Genomic DNA, 21,223 nt, shown 5'->3' on the forward strand with positions numbered 1-21,223 from the left:
AAGCCCCAACGAGCCCGGAATAAGGAGCCGTCAGGCTTCTGGCCGATGAGCGCTGGAGCGTAGGGAACGATAATCTCGACTACCGTTCGCTAAAACCACCTCTCCGGCAACAGATTCCTTGCATACCAAGGCGTGCGCGGCACGCGGCGCAGCAGGTTGCTCAGTTTGTCATCCGCCGCAAAGGTAATCCGTAGCGCGAGTTTCATGACTTCCGGGTCCATTTCCATGGTTGTACCGGCGGCCTGTCCCGGCACGGTGCTGCAGCCATGGGTTTCCGGCCCCAGCCACGGGTCGCTGACTTCAACCCAGCGACCCGGCGCGAACCACGGCACGCCGTTGACTTCCAGGCGTTTCACTTCGCCCGGATGAAAACGCTCGTGGGCGCGGAACCAGTCGTCGATGCGGTCGTCGATCCAGCCGTGGAACATCCAGAACACCGGGTTCACATGGGACGAGAACGGGTCGGCGAGAAAGTCATTTTCCGGCTCGAACCAGCGCTCGGCGAAGTCATCCGAACGACGTGCCATCGGCACCGGCTGGCCATTGGCCGGGTCGCGGGCCACCGAGGCCCAGCGCATGTGTAACCAGTCATGCAGTTCCAGCTCGACCTGCGAACCGAACTGACCCAAGGTCAGCTTCGACAGAAAGCGCGGATCGCGATACTGCGATTCCCAGACCTGAAAATGAGTGTGATAGGTTTCCTGACTTTTGATGTCGCTGACCAGTTGCGTGTATTCCTCATCACCCTGCGCCAGCCAGTTGGGGGGCAAGGCGCAGCCATCGTGATTATCAAAGTAGCGAGCGAAACCCAGCCGGTCGCGCTCCAGTTCTGGTTGTGGCAGCGGAAAGCGCGGCCACGACGGCAGGTCCTGAATCTTGCGGGCCTGGATCAGCATGTGCCGGTGCATATAAAAAAAGTCTTCACCCGAACCGTTACGATCCTTGTGCGGGCCACGCGCATCGCGCTCTTTCGCGCGCGGCCCTGGCTGCCAACCGATGCCGCGCAGGGCGTCACGTTTGTCTTCAGGCAGTTTGTGCCATTTGTCCCGAGAAGCGTGCCACAGCTGATGAAACAGGCGGTGCTCCCTGGAAACCAGCCAGGCCAGAAACGGCGGACTCAACCCCACCCGCTCACGCGCTTCGGGGAAAACCTGTTTGATTGCGATCAGGCGGTTTTCCAGCTCCGGCAGGGCCAATGGCCGGTCCAGTCGCTCGATGCGCCCGCTCAATGTGCCGCTGCCCGCATTGCCGAACGCGCCCCAGACTTCATCGAGGGTCAGGCTGAACTCGTAATCCGGGTTGTCGCTGTACGGATCGTCGCCGGCATGGCGGTCAATGACCCGCAGATACAGTTTTGCGGCATTGGCCGGTTGCAGATCACCGATCACCCTGAAGCGTGGCATGCCATCGCAGCGCAATTTCTCGGCTGTGTCGATATAACCGCGCAGGCCACGACCACGCGGGGCAATGTCGAGAAACATTTCCAGGCCGTCGAGCGGCGCACCGCCAAGCCCTGCGTCGCGCCCTTCGAAACGCAGGGTCCACACGCCACGCAGCTTGTCAGCCAGGCGCTGAGTAGCGGTATCGGCGGGCCCTGCCGTGGCCTCGCCCGGCGTTACCGGCTCGTCGACGCGCGTGAGTTCACGATGCGCGTAATAGGCAGCCGGAAGCGCCGCGCCAGTCACCGCCAGCCCTGCCATGAACCCTCGTCGAGAAATCGTCATTACCCTACCTGTTCCAGCACCGAGACAGCCGTTATCCAAGCTAGAACGTAAACCCGACGATTAAATTTAGGTGGCTGACGCCATAGACAGCCATGCGCTAAATTTTTCGCCCATCCGCTCGTTCTCCACCAGATAGCAACGGCCGTCGCAGGCTGTGCCACGGTTAATCAAACGAGACGGAAATGACAAGACCGCGTTGGAAAAAGACTCTCTTCATCGGCTTGCCGCTGGCCTTGGTAATCAGTGCAGGCGCGGGTTTTATAGCCTGGAATTACTGGTCGCCAGCCGGTTACCCGGTCAAAGTGATGAAGCAGGCTGACGACCTGCAAGAGCGGATCATTTCCTTCGACGGTCACATCACCGTGCCGATGAAGTTCGGCAGCGAGGGCAACGAGGCCGACAAGGACGGTTCAGGGCAGTTCAACTTGGTGAAAAGCGCACGCGGACGCCTGTCCGGAGCAGCACTGACAGTGTTCGGCTGGCCGGAAATCTGGAATGGTGACAACGCCCCACATCGACCGACACCCGGCTTTGTCGACGAAGCGCGCCATCAACAGGAAGTGCGTTACAAAATCATCACCGGCATGGTTCGCGACTTTCCCAATCAGGTCGGCATTGCCTACACCCCTGACGACATGCGTCGCCTGCACGGCGAGGGCAAGTTTGCGATCTTCATCAGTATGCTCAACGCCTACCCGCTGGGTGATGACCTGAGCCTGCTGGACCACTGGACGGCGCGCGGCATGCGCATGTTCGGCTTCAGCTACGTCGGCAATAACAGCTGGGCCGACTCTTCGCGTCCCCTGCCCTTTCTCAACGACACACCTGACGCGCTAGGCGGCTTGTCGGAGATCGGCAAGCAAGCCGTGCAGCGCCTGAATGACCTGGGCGTGATCATCGACGTGTCGCAGATGTCGAGCAAGGCGCTGCTGCAGGTCAGCCAGTTGAGCCGCACGCCAATGGTCGCCTCGCACTCGGCACCGCGCGCACTGGTGGACATCCCGCGCAACGTCAGTGACGAGGAAATGCAGCTCATCAAACAGAGCGGCGGCGTGGTGCAGATCGTGGCGTTCCCGGCGTATTTGAAGCCACTGACCCAGAAAACCCTGGAGAAGCTCAACGCCCTGCGCAAGGATTTTGACCTGCCGCCACTGCCGAATCTGGCCATGGCGCTGATGCCCGGCGACCCGATCATCACCGTCTGGCCCGAACAGCGCTTCGGCGCCTACGCCAGCAAGCTGTACGCGATTCTTGAGGAAGAACCCAAGGCCACGGTCAAGGATTTCGTCGACGCCATCGACTACACCGTCAGGAAGATCGGTATCGACCATGTCGGCATCAGTTCCGACTTCAACGATGGCGGCGGCGTGAAAGGCTTCAACGACGTCAGCGAGGTCCGCAACGTGACCGCCGAGCTGATCGAACGCGGTTACGCCGAAGCCGACATCACCAAACTCTGGGGCGGCAACTTCCTGCGCGTCTGGGAGCAGGTTCAGGCTTCTGCGCGTGCAAATGCGCGACAAACCAACCTCTCGAACGCCGCTCCCCGACCATCAGGCGAAAACGCTCATGACTGACCGCAGAACCTTTCTCAAGCAGGCTGGCGTGCTGGCCGCAGCCCTGCCACTGGGCTCCAGCCTGGCAACGGCAGCAACAGCAACCGCCACCCCAGAGCCGATGGCGGCAGACAAGTGGGCGCGCCTGAAACAGTTGTTCGATCAGGACCCGGATTACGTCCACCTTTCCAATTTTCTGGTCACCTCGCACCCGAAACCGGTCCGGGAAGCTATCGAACAGCATCGCGCGCACATCGACCGCAACCCCGGTCTGGCGATGGATTGGGACCTGGGTGAGACTGAGCGCCGCGAACACGAGGTTCGCGTCTGGGCGGGCAAGTACCTGAACGCGCAACCCGGTCAGATCGCCCTGACCGGCAGCACCACCGAGGGGCTGGCGATCATCTACGGCGGCATTCATGTGCGCCCGGACCAAGAAATCCTGACCACCGAGCACGAGCATTCCTGCACCCGCGACATTCTCAAATTCCGTCAGCAGCGCGACGGCACGCAGGTGCGCAAGATTCGCCTGTTCAAAGACCCGGCGAGCGTGTCGGCGGACGAAATCATCGGTTCCATCGCACGCAGCATTCAGCCGAAGACGCGCGTGCTGGGCATGACCTGGGTGCAGTCCGGCAGCGGCGTCAAGCTGCCTATCGGGGCCATCGGTGACCTGGTCGAAGAACATAACCGCAACCGTGACGACAAAGACCGCATTCTATATGTGGTCGACGGTGTACACGGGTTTGGCGTCGAGAACCTGGACTTCCCGGACATGAAGTGTGACTTCTATGTCGCCGGCACTCACAAGTGGATGTTTGGCCCGCGCGGCACGGGCATTGTCTGCGCCCGCTCGGAGCAGGTGAAAGACCTAACACCGCTGATCCCGACGTTTTCGGAAGCCACAGGTTTCAGCACGATCATGACGCCCGGCGGCTATCACTCGTTTGAACACCGTTGGGCCCTGAACGAGGCGTTCAAGCTGCACCTGCAACTGGGCAAAGCCGACGTGCAGGCACGCATTCACGAGCTCAACAGCTACCTCAAGCAGCGCCTCAAGGCTCAGCCCAACGTCGAACTGGTCACACCGATGGACCCGGCGCTGTCGGCGGGCTTCAGCTTCTTCCGGCTCAAGGGTCAGGAAAGCGACGAGGTCGCTGCCTGGCTGATGAAGCAGCGCATGGTCGTCGATGCCGTGAGCCGCGACGTAGGCCCGGTGGTACGTACCGCGCCGGGACTGCTGAACAACGAAGCCGAGATCGACCGCTTCATGGCCCTGCTCGGCAAGCGCGCCTGACGCGCACGCACTGAATCACCTGTTTTCCGCTTTCAATCGAGACCCGTCATGAAAAAAACACTGCTGTCCCTTTCCGCCCTGCTCGGCCTGTTACTTGGAGGCACCGCCCTCGCCGCCACGCCCGTCTCGGTACCCGCGCCCGGTAAGACATTCAAGGACTGCAAGGATTGCCCGGAAATGGTCGTGCTGCCTGCGGGCACGTTCACCATGGGCGCGCCCGAGGAAGAAATGGGCCGCCAGCCTGACGAAGGCCCGCTGCATGACGTGACCTTCGTCAAACCGTTCGCCATCAGCCAGTTTCAGGTACTGGCCGGCGAATGGGACGCCTATATCAAAAGCTCCGGTTACAAAATGCCGGACGGCGACACCCGTCCGGGCCGCGAGTGCAAGGCCGGCAAGCCACGCTACCCGCTGAGCCCACGCCAGCCAGCGGTGTGCATGGACTGGAACGAAGCCAAAGCGTATGTCGAATGGCTGTCGAAAAAGACCGGCAAGTCCTATCACATGGTCAGCGAAGCCCAGCGCGAATACGCGGCACGCGGTGGCAGCAAGGGTTCGTTCCCGTTCCCGATGGATGAAGGCAAGCCCTACAGCATCGCCAGGCACGCCAATACCTACGGCCCGGAAGACGGTTTCAGCTACACCGCGCCGGCTGGCAGCTACAGCCCCAACGATTTCGGCATCTACGACGCCCACGGCAACGTCTACGAATGGACCGCCGATTGCGAGACCAGCAACTACAACGGCGCACCCACCGACGGCAGCGCGTGGCTGGCCGGTGACTGCACCTGGAAAATGATTCGTGGAAACGACTGGACCGAAGCGCCGATCTTCTCGCGCTCCGGCAACCGCAACAGCCGCCAGCCCGACGTACGTGGCGACTGGCTGGGCTTCCGGGTCGTCCGCGACCTCTGATGGATTCAATACGCCCCGCCACCTGCGACGTACGCGAACGGCACTCACGGACACTGACGAGACACACCATGACCCGCAAAACTGAAAGCCTCGCCAGGGAAACCCTGAGGATCCTCAAGCCGTTCTGGTGGCTGGTGGCGCTGTCGACCGTGCTGGGCATCGTCAGTGGGCTGAGCGTCACCGGCCTGCTGGCCACCATCAACAATGCGCTGAACATGCCCGGCGGCCCAAATACGCAGACCGCGCTGCTGTTCGCCGGCTTATGTGTATTGACCTTGGCATGCTCGACACTGTCCAACCTGTCGACCAACTACGTCGGCCAGCGCGTCGTTGCCAACCTACGCCGCGAGCTGGCCGCCAAGGTGCTGGTCGCACCCATCGAGCAACTGGAGCGCTATCGCTCGCACCGCCTGATCCCGGTGCTGCTCAATGACGTCAATACCATCAGTACCTTCGCCCTGTCGGTCGCGCCGATGGTCATCTCATTCACCGTCACCCTCGGCTGCCTGACCTATCTGGCGCTGTTGTCGTGGCAAATTCTGGCACTGACCGTGCTCACCGTGGTGCTCGGCACCGGCGCGCAATACCTGGCCCATGCGTTCGGCATGCGTAGCATTCTAGCCGCGCGTAACAGCGAAGACGAATTGCAGAAGCACTATCAGGCCTTGTCGGCAGGTGCCAAGGAACTGCGCATTCAGCGCAAGCGTCGCCAGCATATGCTCGACGAGAAGATTCACGGTGCCACCGAAAACATCTGCCGCTCGAACATTCGCGCCGCCAACATATTTGTCAGCGCGGAAACCTTCGGTTCGATGCTGTTTTTTGCCGTAATCGGCATCGCCATCGCTTTCCAGGCCATGTGGCCGACCACTGAAAAAACCGTGCTAGGTGGCTTCGTGCTGGTGATGCTGTACATGAAAGGCCCGCTGGAACGCCTGATTACCGCCTTGCCCGGCATCAGCCGTGCGCAGATCGCCATGCGTCGCATCGCCGAACTGTCCTGGAAGTTCTCCAGTCCCGAACCCCACCTGCTGGTCAGCGACCGCCCCAACTCGCTGGCCAATATGCAGACGCTGGAGCTGCACAACCTGCGCTACGACTACCCACCGGTCGAGGGCAGCGATGCTTTTCACCTTGGCCCGGTCGATTTGAGCATCAAACAGGGCGATATCGTGTTCATCGTCGGCGAAAACGGCTGTGGCAAGACCACCCTGATCAAGCTGCTGCTGGGCCTGTACAAGCCGCAACAGGGCGAGATCCGCCTCAATGGGCAGAGCGTCACCCCGGAAAACCTGGATGACTACCGCCAGTTGTTCACCACGATTTTTGCCGACTACTACCTGTTCGACGAGCCGTTGCAAGGCGAGGCTGCGCTGCCGCAGGACGCCGGCAAATACCTTGATCGTCTGGACATCGCGCACAAGGTCAGCATCAAGGACGGTGCGTTTACCACCACCGACCTGTCCACCGGCCAGCGCAAGCGTCTGGCGCTGATCAACGCGTGGCTGGACGAGCGCCAAGTGCTGGTTTTCGATGAATGGGCCGCCGATCAGGACCCGGCATTCAGGCGCGTGTTCTACACCGAACTGCTGCCGGAACTGAAGCAGCAGGGCAAGACCATCATCGTCATCTCTCACGACGACCGCTATTTCTACATCGCCGACCAGCTAGTGCGTATGCAGACCGGGCAGATTCAGGTCGAGCAGGTTCAGAGCGAAGCTGCGCCCGCCTGATTCCGGCGCAGTGAAACGCCCCGCCCGGTCAACCCGCGAGCGGGGCTTTTTATTGTCCAGCGCAACCCTGCCGACGACATAAGATAGCCAAGCGCCATCTTTTTCCGCGGTTTGTGAAAAAATCATTAAATAAACGTTATTCGCTTTCGTTCTCATTAACAGCGAACTGCGTGTCAGCCATTTCCCCATGCGGCGCTCTATAAAAAAGTTGCTTTCGCTTGCCCTGTCGATGGCTGAACCCGACTGCGCAGACCTGCACAACGCTTCCAATCTCCTTGCCGATACCCACTGGAAAGAGCCAATTCATGCACAACCCGTCACGTCTCACCCCGCTCAGCAAAGCGTTGATGCTCAGTCAGATGTTCTGCTCCCGGCCGTCAATAGCGGCCATGGGCCTTGCGCTCTGCATGCCGGTCACCACGCAGGCGCAGGAAAACGCTGCAGACGGATCGACCACGACGGGTACGGTCAATCTGGCCCCGACTGCGATCGACTCGCAGTACCTGGGTACGACCACTGACGGTACAGGTTCTTACACTACCGGCGCGGTCAGTATCGGCAAGGGCGCGCCGCAGTCACTGCGTGAAACACCGCAATCGGTCAGCGTGGTGACTCGGCAGGTCATGGATGACAACAACCTCAATAGCCTGAGCAAAGTGCTGGAAGATACCCCAGGCATCACGTTCCAGTACCGTAACTTCGGCGGCCATGTGTACACCTCGCGCGGCTTCTCGCTGCTGGCGGAAAGCTTCCTGGTCGATGGCATCGGCGGTCAGGGTTATCAGATCACCGGCTGGATGCAGCCGGACATGGCCATCTATGACCGCGTGGAAGTACTGCGCGGCGCGTCAGGCCTGCTGGTCGGTGCGGGCCAGCCCGGTGGTGCGGTCAATCTGGTGCGCAAGCGCCCGACCGCCGACAACAAATTCTCGATCACTACCCGCGCCGGTTCGTGGGATCAGTACCGTGTCGATCTGGACGGCAGCGGCAAGCTCAACGATTCGGGCACGCTGCGCGGGCGCATGGTGGCGGCCTACGATGACAGCGGGTCTTATCTGGACGGCCGCGACAGCCGCACGCCACTGCTGTACGGCATCGTCGAAGCCGACCTGAACGAGGACACCACCCTGACCATGAGCCTGCGTCGCCAGGAACAAGTCATCAACGGCTACTCGATCTACGGCCTGCCGCGCTACAGCAACGGCCAGTCGCTGGAGCTGTCGCGCTCGACCAATCTGGCGCAGAAGTGGAATCGTCTCGAAAGCGACATGACCGAGGTGTTTACCGAAGTCGCGCACCGTTTCAATGAGGATTGGACCAGCCGCACGTCTTTGACGTATTCGCAGGGTGGGTTTGACCAGGCTATTGCTTACGCGCGAGGAGCGGTCAACCCTACGACGCTGGCGGGCTCCAACTTTCAGGGCACTCTGTTTCGCAAGGATGAGGTCGACAGCGTCGGCCTGAACAGCCAGCTGGAAGGCAATTTCAACGCGTTCGGCCTTCAACATCAGGTGACCTTGGGTGCCGACTGGTCGAAGCAGGAGGCCAACACGCATCAGGCGACGGCGACGAGACGGACGGCGATCAACATCTTCGACGTCGACCACAACGCTTTCGCCAAACCAGCCCGTCCGGCCTGGCAAACCGACATCGACACCACCGAAGAACGTGCGGGCCTGTATGCCAACACGCGTATTCACCTGAGCGAGCCGTTGAGCGTGGTGCTGGGCACTCGACTGAGCTGGTATGACTACAAATACGACGTCAAAACCGGTGCAGCGAAGGATTACGAGTCTAAACAGACTCAGGAATTCACGCCCTTCGCGGGTGTTATCTATGACATCAACGACAGCTGGTCGTGGTACGCCAGCTATGCCGACATCTTCACCCCGCAGGCCAACTACGTCACCGCTGGCGGCTCGCCACTGGACCCGGCCATCGGCTCCAATTACGAAACCGGCTTCAAGGGAGAGCTGTTCGACAAGCGCATGAACCTGTCGATGGCGCTGTTCTATATAAAGCAGAAAGATGTCGCTGCTGTCGATCTCGCGGCCCAGGATACTCTTACAACGTGTCCTACCAGTTCCGACGGCTCCTGCTACCTGCAGGACGGCATCAGCCGCAGCAAGGGCGTCGATGTCGAGGCCAGCGGCGAAGTGCTGCCGGGGCTGCAAGTGTTCGGCGGCTATACCTTCAACATGCTGCGCAATAACGGTGATTCGGATGTAGCTTACGAAACGCCGAAACACATACTGCGCCTCAACACCAGCTACAACCTGCCTGGCGCCTGGAACCGCCTGACGCTGGGCACCGGTGTGTCGGCAGATTCAGGCTACGAAGTACCGTTCAACAAACAGCTGGGCGTAGCCGGAAAAGCCATCTGGGATGCCAGAGCGTCGTGGAAACTGGACGAAAACTGGAAGGTATCGCTCAACGCCGAAAACCTCTTCGACCGCAAGTACTACAGCACCTCGATCGCCACAGACCGCTCCAACGTCTACGGCGAACCGCGCAGCTATGTCCTGACCTTGCGGGGGGATTTCTGATCTGAGTCCGTCTGCCAGGATCGCGCCCTCGCTGGAGGGTGCGCAACGATAGGTATCCAGAGGGACACCATCGTCGTGGGCATGCCTTTGCGGACGCTCTGCGTCCTGTCGGCGCGGTCTCGACTTGTGATGCAGAGCTCTACGCACGACCAAACTGACGCAAATGCATTATCCTTCGCTATCCCTTTCAACGAGTCATCCCCGCCATGCAAACATCCTCCAGCCGTCTGCGCACAGGTCGCGTGAAAACGCTCGGCCTGCGTCTGGGCAGTGTGGGTCTGACGCTGGCGTTGAGTGTGCAGGGTGAAGCCCTGGCTGAAGAGTTCGAGTTCGATATCCCCGCGCAAGCCTTGAGCAGCGCCCTGAAAGAGCTGGGGCGACAAAGCGACCTGCAAATCCTTTACAACCCCGACGACGTGAGCGGCAAGTTCAGCAGCGCCGTACACGGCAGGCTGACGCCTGAGCAAGCGGTCACGGACCTGCTGAAAAAAGCTGATGTGGCGCATAACCTCAAGGCCAACACACTGATTCTCCGCGTCCCGGCAGCTGCGCAGCCTATGAACCTCGACCCGGTCGCGATCAAGGCCAATCAGGCCGGCATCAGCACCGGAGGCAGCGCTTCATACACCTCCACCGGGGTGAGCATCAACAAGACAACACAATCGCTGCGCGAAACCCCGCAGTCCGTCACCGTCGTGACTCGTCAGTTGATGAACGACAAGAACCTCACCGGTCTGGACGAGGTGATGGCGCAAACGCCCGGTATCACCTTTTCACAACGCAATTTTGGCTCTCACGTGTTCAGTTCGCGGGGCTTTGCATTGGAGGACGAGAGCTACACCATAGATGGCGTGGCCGGCCAGGGCTACAGCGTGACCGGCTGGATGACCCCGGACATGGAAATCTACGACCGCGTAGAAGTGCTGCGCGGTGCTGCCGGGTTGCTGATCGGTGCAGGCAACCCCGGGGGCGTGGTCAATCTGGTGCGCAAGCGACCTACCGCAATGCCACAACTCTCGATCACCACGCGTGCGGGCAGTTGGGATCAGTACCGCGTCGATATGGACGGCAGCAGCAAACTCAACGATTCAGGCACCGTGCGCGGGCGCTTTGTGACGTCCTATGAAGACCGTGGCTACTTCATCGACGGCCTGAAAAAAACTGCGCCGTTGCTGTACGGCATTCTGGAAACAGACCTCACCGAAGACACCACACTGACGCTTGGCATGCGCCACCAAAGCGCGGATACCAAGGGCTTTTCGATTTTCGGCCTGCCTCGCTACAGCAACGGCAAGGCCATCGAGCTGCAGCGCTCCACGTCCCTGGCTCAGGACTGGAATCGCCACCAGACCCGGACCGACGAGGTGTTCAGCGAGCTTCAAACCCGCTTTGACGAGAACTGGAGCGGCACGCTGTCGGCGACCCACTCCGATGGCGCGTTCGATCAGAAAGTCGCCTACGCACAGGGGGCTATCGATCCGGCGACGCAGAGCGGTTCGCGACTGGTCAGGACCCTGTTCCGTTCGGACGACATCCATAGTAACGGGCTCGACAGCCATCTGGACGGCCGTTTCGATGCGTTTGGCCTGACGCATCAGCTGACCGTCGGCGGCAACTGGTCCGAGCAAAAGCGCGATTCCCGTTACGCCACGCTCAACGCCAATCAGCCGCTGGACATCTTCAACGTCGATCACGATGCAATTGCAGAGCCTGCGCGCCCGGCCTGGCGCAGCACCGATTACAGCGACAAGCGCTATGGCGTGTACAGCAACCTGCGCCTGAGCCTGACGGAGTCGTTGAGTCTGGTCATGGGTGGCCGGCTCAGCTGGTATGACTACCAAAGCCAGTCTGCTGGCGTGACCACCCGCGCCCAGGAAGACAACCAGGTCACGCCGTTTCTGGGTGTGATCTACGACCTGAACCGCGACTGGTCGTGGTACGCCAGCTACACCGATATCTTTCTGCCGCAGAGCGGTTATCGCAGCGCATCCGGCGCATTCCTTGACCCGGCCATCGGTGCCAGCCATGAAACCGGCGTCAAAGGCGAGCTGTTCGACAAACGCCTGAACGTGTCTTTTGCGCTGTTCTATGTGAAACAGAAAGACGTGGCCATCGAGGACAACGCCAATGCGGGACAGTGCCTGAGCAATGATGCTTATGGCACCTGCTATCTGAATGGTGATATACGGCGCAGCAAGGGTATCGACATGGAAATCAGTGGCGAACCGTTACCGGGTCTGCAGACCCTGGCGGGTTACACCTTCAACCTCACTCGCGGCAGCGACGGCCAGTCGATTTCAGCAGAAACACCCCGTCACATGCTGCGCCTGTCCAGCAGCTACAACTTGCCCGGCGCGTGGCGCCGGTTGACCATTGGCGGCGGTGTGTCGGCGCAAAGCGGCTACTCCGAACATGAGTCAACCCAGCGCATCGACAACCCCGGCCGCGCCATCTGGGACGCGCGGGCCTCGTGGAAGATCGACGAACACTGGTCGGTGGCCCTCAACGGCAACAACCTGCTGGATCATAAATACTACAAGGCCACCGGCGACATCGACCGCGGCAACTACTACGGCGACCCGCGCAACTACGTCCTGACCCTGCGTGGTGACTTTTAACAGCGCCGCTTGCTTCTTGCGATCAAGAGCGGACGCAGAGCGTCCGGGAATGCATGCCCACGCGGAGCATGACCACGATGGTGTTCTCCCGGACGCCTATCGTTCATCACACAACAGCCCAGATACCTATCGTCCCGGACGCGCCAGCCCAGGCCCCTATCGTTCCTCACGCTCCAGCGTGGGAATGCCGTTCGTGACGCTCTGCGTCACACAAGTCGCTCGGCTAGCCCCAGCAGAAACGCTTCCGCGAGCACCAGGTTGTCATGCCGCTGATCAACCGTCGTCGAACTGCGCAGCCCGTTGACCGAGCACTGTTCCAGCAGCACCGTTTCAGCTTTGGCAATCTGTCCGGGCGCGCGGCTCTGCCCGGCCCACCAGCAATCGGCCTGGACGTTGAGCGTTTTCAGAGTAAACGACTGGCTCAGTTGCGCGTTGGCTTCCAGTAATTTGTAACCGGTTTCGATCTCGTCCTGCACGGCGATGTCCTGGAAGATGTTGCGCAGGCTGTCGACGTTCATTCCGGCTTGCTGTGCAACTTCGTCGACCACCCAGTCGATCACGTCGCCCTCGCTGGACACCGAATGCCGGGCCGTTTCGATCAGCCCGACAATCGCCTCTTCCTGCAAGCCCGGCACAAACGCCTGCAGACTCTTGATCAGGCTGCGGTAGTAGTTTTCGCCCTGCTTCTGCACAGTGACCTCTGGGGCCTCTTCCACCCACTGCATCCCGGCCGATGAAGGCAACTGGGTATCCACCAGCCCGAGAAAGCTCACCGTATCGCCAGCCCGCTCAAACACATGCGCCACCTCGATTGCCAGCGCACCGCCCATCGACCAGCCCAGCAGGTTATAAGGCCCGTGCGGCTGAGCCATACGGATCTGCTCGACGTAGTAATCGACCATTTCCTGCCACGAAGTATCGAACCAGCCCGGCACCACATAGGCCTTGTTGACCAGCCCGTAAACCGGTCGGCTGTCGCTCAATTGACCCGCCAGCGGGTAATACGAGTACGTGCCGCCGCCGCCCGGTGGCAGGCAGAACAACGGCGCGTTGTCCGATCGACTGGCGTTCATGGCGATGACCGCCGATTTGACCCTCGCCTCATCGGCACGCATAAAATCGGCCAGTTCACCGAGGGTCTGCATCAGCAGAAAATCATGCAGCTTGATGGAGATATCGAACGTCTCGCGAATCCTCCCCGCCAGCGAAACTGCCAGTAGCGAGTGCCCGCCCAGCGCGAAGAAGTTGTCGTTCAGACCGACCTGTTCGACCTGCAATACCTGCTGCCACAGCGCCGCCAAACGCTGCTCGAATTCCGTACGCGGCGCGACGTAACCCTGCTGCGACCGGCTGACATCCGGTTTGGGCAGTGCCCGGCGATCCAGCTTGCCGTTGGCGCTCAGCGGCATCACATCGATGAAGACAAACCAGGTCGGCACCATATAGTCCGGCACGTGAGCCTTGAGATGCGTCTTCAAGGCTTCGCGCAGAACGTCCGGGCCTTGATCAACGTCGGCCGGCACAAGGTACGCAACAAGCTGCTTGCCGGAAGGCCCGTCAATGTCGATCACATTGGCTTCGCGCACGCCTGCATGCTCATGCAGACGCGCTTCAATTTCGCCCAGCTCGATGCGCAGGCCACGAATCTTCACCTGATGGTCGATACGCCCGGCGTATTCGATCACGCCTTCGTTGCGATAACGCGCCAGATCGCCGGTGCGATAAAGCCGTCCGCCCTGCTCGTCAAACGGATCGGGCACAAAACGCTCGGCGGTCAGCGCCGCACGGTTGTGATAACCCCGCGCCAGACCCACGCCGCCCAGATACAGCTCTGCCGCAACGCCTTGCGCGGCAGGCAGCAAACCGTCATCCAGAATGTGGGTTTTCAGGTTGTCGATAGGGCGACCAATCGGCACGCTGAGCACGTCATCCGTGGTACAGGTCCAATGCGTCACGTCGATCGCGGCTTCGGTCGGGCCATAAAGGTTATACAGACTTGCCTGCGGCAGACGCTTGAGCACCTGACCGGCCAGCTCGGCAGGCAACGCCTCGCCGCTGCAGACCACACGACGCAGGCTGTTACAGCTTTCCACCTGCGGATGGGTGAGAAACGCCTGGAGCATCGACGGCACAAAGTGCAGCGTCGTGATCTGATGTTCCTGGATGGTCTGCACCAGCCGCTCGGGGTCGCGATGATCACCCGGCAGCGCCACGGCCAGACGTGCGCCGGTCAGCAGCGGCCAGAAGAATTCCCAGACCGACACGTCGAAGCTGAACGGGGTTTTCTGCAATACCGTATCGGATTCGTTCAGCCCGTAAGCCTTTTGCATCCAGTGCAAACGGTTGACCAGGGCGCGATGGCTGTTGCCTGCGCCCTTGGGCTTGCCGGTCGAGCCTGAGGTGTAAATCACGTAGGCCAGATTCTGCGGATGGCTGAGGTTGATCGGGTTGGCAGTGCTGTAGCCGGCCAGCCAGTCGCCGTCCTGATCCAGGCAAATGCTCTGCACGTGCTCAGGAACCGGCAGGCGTTCCAGCAACGAAGTCTGGGTCAGCAGCAAGCCAATCCCGCTGTCCTGCATCATGTAGGCCAAGCGATCTTCAGGGTAATCCGGGTCCAGCGGCACGTATGCGCCGCCGGCCTTGATGATCGCCAGCAAACCGATCACCAGTTCCAGGCTGCGCTCAACGCAAATGCCCACCAGTACGTCCGGGCCAACGCCCGCTTCACGCAAGCGATGCGCAAGCTGATTGGCGCGGGCATTGAGTTGCGCGTAGCTCAGTTGTTCAGCCGCAAAAATCAGCGCCGGGGCATTTGGCGTGGCCAGTACCTGGGCTTCGATCAGGCTGTGCAGGCAGTGTTCGTTCGGGAAGTCGGCAGTGGTCGTGTTCCAGCTACGCAATACCTGTTGCTGTTGGTGATCATCCAACAGCGCCAGCTCGCCAATCGCCGCCTGCGGATCACGCGCCAGCGCCTGCAAAACCTGCCGCAGATGCGCCGACAACTGCGCCATGTGCAGCTCGCTGAAAGACTGACGGGCATAGCTGAAACGCATCGACAACGTTTCGCCCAGATTGACCACCAGGGTCAGCGGGTAATGAGTCTGCTCGTGCGTGTGCAGGCCGCCGAAGACCAGCCCCTGCGGCGCGGACTGCTGTAATGCCTCGGACACCGGGTAGTTTTCGAACACCAGAATGGTGTCGAACAGCGCCTCGCCAGCGCTGCGTGCCCAACGTTGAATCTCGTACAACGGCGTGTGTTCATGCTCGCGCAACGCGATGTTCTTCGCCTGCACCTGCTGCACCCAGTCTGCCACCCGCTGCTCCGGGCGCGGGCTGGCGATCACCGGTAAGGTGTTTATGAACAGCCCCAGTTGCTCTTCGACGCCCGGCAGTTCAGCCGGACGCCCAGCCACGGTTGCGCCGAAGGTCACGCTGGATTGGCCGGTGTAGCGTTGCAACACCAGCAACCAGGCCGACTGCACCAGCGTATTGAGGGTGACGCGCTGTTCGCGGGCGAACTCGCTCAACTGGCGGGTATTCTCGGCATCAATCAGTTGCAGATAATCGCCATGCCCCGGCCCGTTTTTCGGCGCTTTGAAGGCTTGAACCAGCCGGGTCGGCTCGTCCAGCCCGGCCAGCTGGCCGATCCAGAAACGTTCGCTGAGCGCAGCATCCTGACGTTGCAGCCATTCAATGTAATCGCGATAACGGCTGACCTGCCTCGGCAGCGTCTGGCCGCTGTAGCGTTGCAGCACTTCGCCCAGCAGCCGCGAGCTGCTCCAGCCGTCCATGAGGATGTGATGGCTGGTGTAGATCAGTTGATGTGTCTGCTCGCCAGTGCGCAATACGGCCAGACGCAGCAAGGGCCCTTTAGCCAGATCGAAGCCCTGCTGGCGATCGGCGTTGGCCCAATCGTCAATCCATTCGCTTGATTGCGCACAGGCGTCCAGCTCGACAAACGGCATGCTCACATCGCGCAACACCACTTGCAGCGACTGCTCCAAGTGACTGACAAACCCGCTGCGCAGCACCTCGTGGGCATCCAGCGTTGCCTGCCAGGCGGCACGGAAACGCGGAACGTCCAGGCCGCTGACTTCGACGCGCATCTGGTTGATGTAATTACCCGCTTCCTGCTCGAACAGGGTGTGAAACAGCATGCCCTGTTGCATCGGCGCCAGCGGGTAGATGTCCTCGATCTGCGCCGCAGGCATCGGCAACCGGCTCAGCTGCGACTGGGTCAGGCGCGCCAGCGGGAAGTCCGAAGGAGTTACCCCGGCCACGCCTTCAGTGGTGCAATGCGCAATCAATTGTTGCAGTTCAACCGCGTATTCGTCGGCCAGCCGCTGCACGGTGTCACGTTCAAATACCGCACCACTGAAGGTCCAGCTCAGGCGCAATTGGCCGCCATACACCTGACCATTTATGCTGATCGGCGCAGCCAGCGGCGCATCGGCACTTTGCGACGCGCCGCTGCTGTCAGCCGAGGGCCTGAACAGCGCGCCTTGTGCATCAAAGCTGCCGTCGAACTGCCCCAGGTAATTGAACACGATGCTGCCTTGCGGCAGTACTTGCAGGGTCCGCCGTGCCGATTCGCTGCCCAGATAACGCAACGCGCCGTAACCAATGCCCTTGTCAGGCACTGCGCGCAATTGCTCCTTGATGGTCATGATCGACTCGGCCAGCGTGGCCTGCGGGGTTAGCCTGGCCGGGTACAGGTTGCTGAACCAGCCGACCGTGCGGGTGATGTCCAGCGCGTCGAACAGGTCCTCGCGGCCATGCCCTTCCAGACGAATCAACGCATGCGGCTGGCCGCTCCACCGACTGACCACCCGTGCCAGCGCGGTCAGCAGCAGGTCGTTGATCTGCGTGCGATAGGCCGCTGGTGCGTCTTGCAGCATTTGCCGGGTCAGCTCGCCATTCAGTTGCGTGACCACCGACAGCGCGTGCTTCTGTTGCTGGCCGCCGTGCGAGTAATCGCAAGGCAAGGCGTCGCTGACGTCCTGCAACTGCGCCTGCCAATAACCCAGTTCCTGCTCCAGCGCAGGGCTTTGCGCATAGGCCTGCAAATGTTCGGCCCAGCTTTTCAGCGAACTGGTTTTCGCCGGCAGCGACAATGGCCTGCCTGCCACAATGGCGACATAAGCCTGTTGCAGGTCTTCAAGCAACACGCGCCACGACACGCCGTCCACGGCCACATGGTGAATCACCAACAGCAGACGCTGCTCACCCTGCGGCAGGTCGATCAGCACTGCACGCAACAAGGGGCCGTTTTTCAAGTCCAGGCTGCGTTGCGCTTCATCAGCCAGTTCGCTCAGGCGCTCGACACTGTCAAGTGTGTGAGTCCACAGCACGTCACGCGTGTTCAGCGCGCCGAACGTGGCCTGCCACTGGCCGTTTTGTTGCGTGAAACCGAGACGCAGCGCGTCGTGCTGTTCGATCAGCGCGGTGAGTGCCGCTTGAAGAGGGATTGCATCCAGCGTTTGCAGGGGCTTGAGCATCAGCGCCTGATTCCAGTGCTGACGCTCAGGGATGTCCATTTCAAAGAAACGCGCCTGAATCGGCAGCAGCGGCAGCGAACCGCTGACCTGCTCTGCCGCCGCTGCGGGCTTTTTCTCGATCAGTCTGGCCACAGAAGCCAGTTGGCCGATGGTCTGTTTTTCGAACAATTGCTTAGGGCTGAGCTTGATGCCCTGACGCTTGGCGCGGGCAATGATTTGCAGGCTGAGGATTGAATCGCCGCCCAGTTCGAAGAAGTTGTCGGTGCTGCCGACCTGCTCCAGCTTCAGAACGTCGGCCCACACGGCGGCGAGCTTTTCTTCGATCTCGCCGACCGGTGCGGTATAGCGCTGTTTGACCACGCCCGGCTTGGGCAAGGCGCGTTTGTCGAGCTTGCCGTTGGCGGTCAGTGGCAGCTTTTCAAGCAACATGAACTGCGCGGGCACCAGGTATTTCGGCAGACGCGCCGCCAGTTGCTCGCGCAGAGAGTCAACGTTCAGGCGCGCACCCACCGCCGCAACGCAGTACGCCACCAGTTGCAGACGTGTTTCGTCGCTTTCCAGCGGCTGGGCCAGCACCACGGCTTCGGCGACGTTTTCCAGGGTTTGCAACAACTGACCGACTTCGCCCGGCTCGACCCGATAACCGCGGATTTTCACCTGATCATCCGCACGACCCAGGTACTCCAGCACGCCATCCACCCAACGCGCTCGGTCGCCAGCCCGATACAGACGCTGGCCATCGGCGTCCGGGTCCGGCACGAAGCGTTCGGCGGTCATCGCCGCACGGCCCAGATAGCCCTGCGCCAACCCTTGACCGCCCAGATACAGCTCGCCTGACACACGTTCGGCGACCGGGTTCAGATAGGCGTCCAGCACCCGCGCCTTGCCGTTAGCCAAGGGCTGACCGACCGGCACGCTGCGGCAGGCATTGAGACGCTCGGACACCTCATGGGTGAGGATGCCGACCGTGGTTTCGGTCGGGCCATAGTGATTGACGATCCGGCAGCCCGGTTTCAGCGCGCGGACTTGCTCGATCAACGCCCAGGAACTGGCCTCGCCACCCAGCATCAGCAACTGGCTCGGCAGCACGTCGGCCGGGTTTGCGGCTTGCAGCAAGCCCTGCAAATGGCTGGGCACAATCTTCAGCACTTCAACCTGATGCTCGGCCATGTAACGGGCAAAACCGTCAGGGTCGAACGCTTGCTCGTGGGACAGCAGATGCAGCGGGCGCCCAGACGCCAGCGCACCGAACAGCAGCGTATGGACCAGGTCTGCGGCGACCGTCGAGACCATCGCCATGCTCGCCCCGTCATTCAGCGACAGGCGCGCAAGCACGCCCTGTACGTAATTGGCCAGCGCGCCGTGGCTGATCACCACGCCCTTCGGCTGCCCGGTGGAGCCGGAGGTGTAGATGATATAAGCCGGTTGCTCTGCAATAACCTGGATGTCGAGCGCCAAGCTGTCGACATCGGCCCACAGCGCGGCATCGAACGCCAGCACCGGGCACACACCGAGCCGGGCAGCCTTGTCGTCATCGGTTGCATGGACCAGCAATACCGCGCCGCTGTCACGGGCCAGTTGTTGCAAACGCTCGGCGGGCTGTGCGCTGTCCAGCGGCAGGTAAACGGCACCGAGTTTGAGCACCGCCAGCAGGCTGACCACCCACTCCACAGAGCGGTCCAGGCACAGCGCAACGGCCATGCCCGGCTGGATGTCTTGCGTGTGCAGGTAGCGAGCGAATTGATTACTGCGCTGTTCAAGTTCGTCAAAGCTCAGCATTTGCTGCCCCACACGCAAGGCGGTCTTGCCGCGCCCGATGCGCAGGCCCTGTTGCCAGAGGCTGAGGAAGTCATCGCAGGCAAAATCAGCGCTCTGCTCAGCGGCGGGCAACGAAACGGTTTGCGGTTGATCGGCCAGACGCTGGTCAGTGTCCACGACCAGCGCTTGCAGCACAGCGCGCAGTGCGTCGGCCATGCGCTCGATGGTCGGTGGCTCGAACAGGTCGGTGGCGTAGGTGAAATATCCGCGAATGCCGCCCGGCGTGTCGGTGAAGTCGAACGCCAGGTCAAAGCGCGCATCGCTGCTGCCCATCGGGAATTCATCGACCGTAAGGCCTGACACACTCTGCCCGCCGTCATCTGCGGCCAGTACGTGTTGATTGATCTTGAACTGGAACAGCGGGTTGTGGCCCAGGTTACGTTCTGGGGCCAGCGCGTCCACCAGGTGTTCGAAGGGCAGCTCCTGATGCGACTGAGCGCCGGTCACGACCTGTTTCACCTGATCCAGCAATTGCGCAAAGCTCTGCCACTCGTCCACCTGCACACGCAATACTTGAGTGTTGATAAAGAAGCCGATCAGCCCTTCCAGTTCGCTGCGTGTGCGCCCGGCGTTGGGCGCGCCGATGCGAATATCAGCCTGCCCGCTGAAACGCGACAGCACCACCGACAGCGCCGCCAGCATCAGCATGAACAAAGTCTGGCCGCTGTTGCGCGCCTGAGCTTTCAGTTGTGCGGACAGGTGTTCCGGCAGATCAACACGCACAGTTGCGCCGCGCTGACTGGGCTGTAGCGGACGCTCGTGGTCCAGCGGCAGGCTCAGCAACGGATGCTCGCTGCCCAGTTGCTGTTTCCAGTACTCCAGTTGCCGCTCGCCCTCCCCGGCCTCCAGCCAGGCGCGTTGCCAGATGGCGTAGTCGGCGTACTGAATCGCCAGCGCAGGCAGTTGCGCAGACTGACCGGACACCTGCGCCTGATACGACTGCACAAACTCGCGAATCAGCACTTCGCCGGACCAGCCATCGGACACGATGTGGTGCATGCACACGGTCAGCACGCGCTCGGCTTCGCCCAACTGAAACAGTTTGACCCGCAACAAGGTGCCGCTCAGCAGGTCGAAGGGCTTGTGCAGCTCGGCACGCACTTGGCTTTCGATATCGGCTGGCGCAACCGGCGTGAACTCAAGCGCGACGTGCGCCTGCTGAAGAATCTCCTGATAGAACGCGCCGTCCTCGGAAACAAACCGCGTGCGCAGGGTTTCATGGCGCTGCACCAGTTGGTCCAGCGCTGCGCTCAACGCCTGACGGTCCAGCGGACCGTTGAGGCGCACCGCCATGGGAACATTGTAAGCAGCGGTATCCGGTTCCATCTGCCAGAGGAACAGCATGCGCTGCTGCGCGTAGGACAGCGGAATACGCGCTACTTCATGCCGGGTGACGGCGATGGGCAGCAGTTTGAAGCTTTGCCCGGTCTCGTGCATCTTGGCGAGGATCTGCCGGCGCTGTTCCACGGGCAACCCGGTAAAACGCTGGGCGATACGCTCTGCTGCAGACTTGTCCAT

Annotated in this window: 8 protein-coding genes; 6 read left to right on the plus strand and 2 right to left on the minus strand. The window is 61.2% G+C overall.

What is annotated here, in order from left to right; all coding sequences use genetic code 11:
- Positions 1–89: 89 nt before the first annotated feature.
- Complete coding sequence (gene pvdP, locus I9H09_RS15880) at positions 90–1,724, minus strand: pyoverdine maturation tyrosinase PvdP (RefSeq protein ID WP_122347808.1); 1,635 nt, start codon at positions 1,722–1,724, stop codon at positions 90–92.
- Between the two features lie 182 nt (positions 1,725–1,906).
- On the opposite strand from pvdP, the gene pvdM reads away from it, so the two are divergent.
- The 6 genes from pvdM to I9H09_RS15910 all read left to right on the plus strand — a co-directional run bounded on the left by pvdM (position 1,907) and on the right by I9H09_RS15910 (position 12,389).
- On the plus strand, positions 1,907–3,301 hold the full coding sequence (gene pvdM / locus I9H09_RS15885; RefSeq protein ID WP_122324176.1) for a pyoverdine-tailoring dipeptidase-like protein PvdM: 1,395 nt from the start codon (positions 1,907–1,909) through the stop codon (positions 3,299–3,301).
- Positions 3,294–4,577 (plus strand): pyoverdine-tailoring periplasmic protein PvdN, encoded by a 1,284-nt coding sequence (pvdN, locus tag I9H09_RS15890; protein WP_122324174.1) that lies wholly within the window; start codon positions 3,294–3,296, stop codon positions 4,575–4,577. Before pvdM ends, pvdN begins: the two co-directional genes overlap by 8 nt.
- 48 nt (positions 4,578–4,625) lie before the next feature.
- Complete coding sequence (pvdO, locus tag I9H09_RS15895; protein WP_122324172.1) at positions 4,626–5,492, plus strand: dihydropyoverdine dehydrogenase; 867 nt, start codon at positions 4,626–4,628, stop codon at positions 5,490–5,492.
- Between the two features lie 68 nt (positions 5,493–5,560).
- Positions 5,561–7,225 carry a cyclic peptide export ABC transporter gene (locus I9H09_RS15900; protein WP_122324170.1) on the plus strand — a complete coding sequence of 555 codons (1,665 nt, stop codon included), beginning with the start codon at positions 5,561–5,563 and terminating at the stop codon, positions 7,223–7,225.
- A gap of 305 nt (positions 7,226–7,530) precedes the next feature.
- A complete protein-coding gene (locus I9H09_RS15905) occupies positions 7,531–9,771 on the plus strand; it encodes a TonB-dependent siderophore receptor (protein ID WP_236502236.1) in 2,241 nt (746 codons plus the stop codon).
- Positions 9,772–9,977: 206 nt separating this feature from the next.
- Positions 9,978–12,389, plus strand: coding sequence for a TonB-dependent siderophore receptor (locus I9H09_RS15910; RefSeq protein ID WP_122324166.1), 2,412 nt, complete (start codon positions 9,978–9,980; stop codon positions 12,387–12,389).
- A gap of 206 nt (positions 12,390–12,595) precedes the next feature.
- Here I9H09_RS15910 and I9H09_RS15915 read toward each other — a convergent pair whose 3' ends face one another.
- Positions 12,596–21,223 (minus strand): amino acid adenylation domain-containing protein, encoded by an 8,628-nt coding sequence (locus tag I9H09_RS15915; protein ID WP_236502237.1) that lies wholly within the window; start codon positions 21,221–21,223, stop codon positions 12,596–12,598.

Origin of the sequence: Pseudomonas tremae (genome assembly GCF_023278125.1) — a bacterium.
In the GTDB taxonomy this organism is placed as follows: domain Bacteria; phylum Pseudomonadota; class Gammaproteobacteria; order Pseudomonadales; family Pseudomonadaceae; genus Aquipseudomonas; species Aquipseudomonas tremae.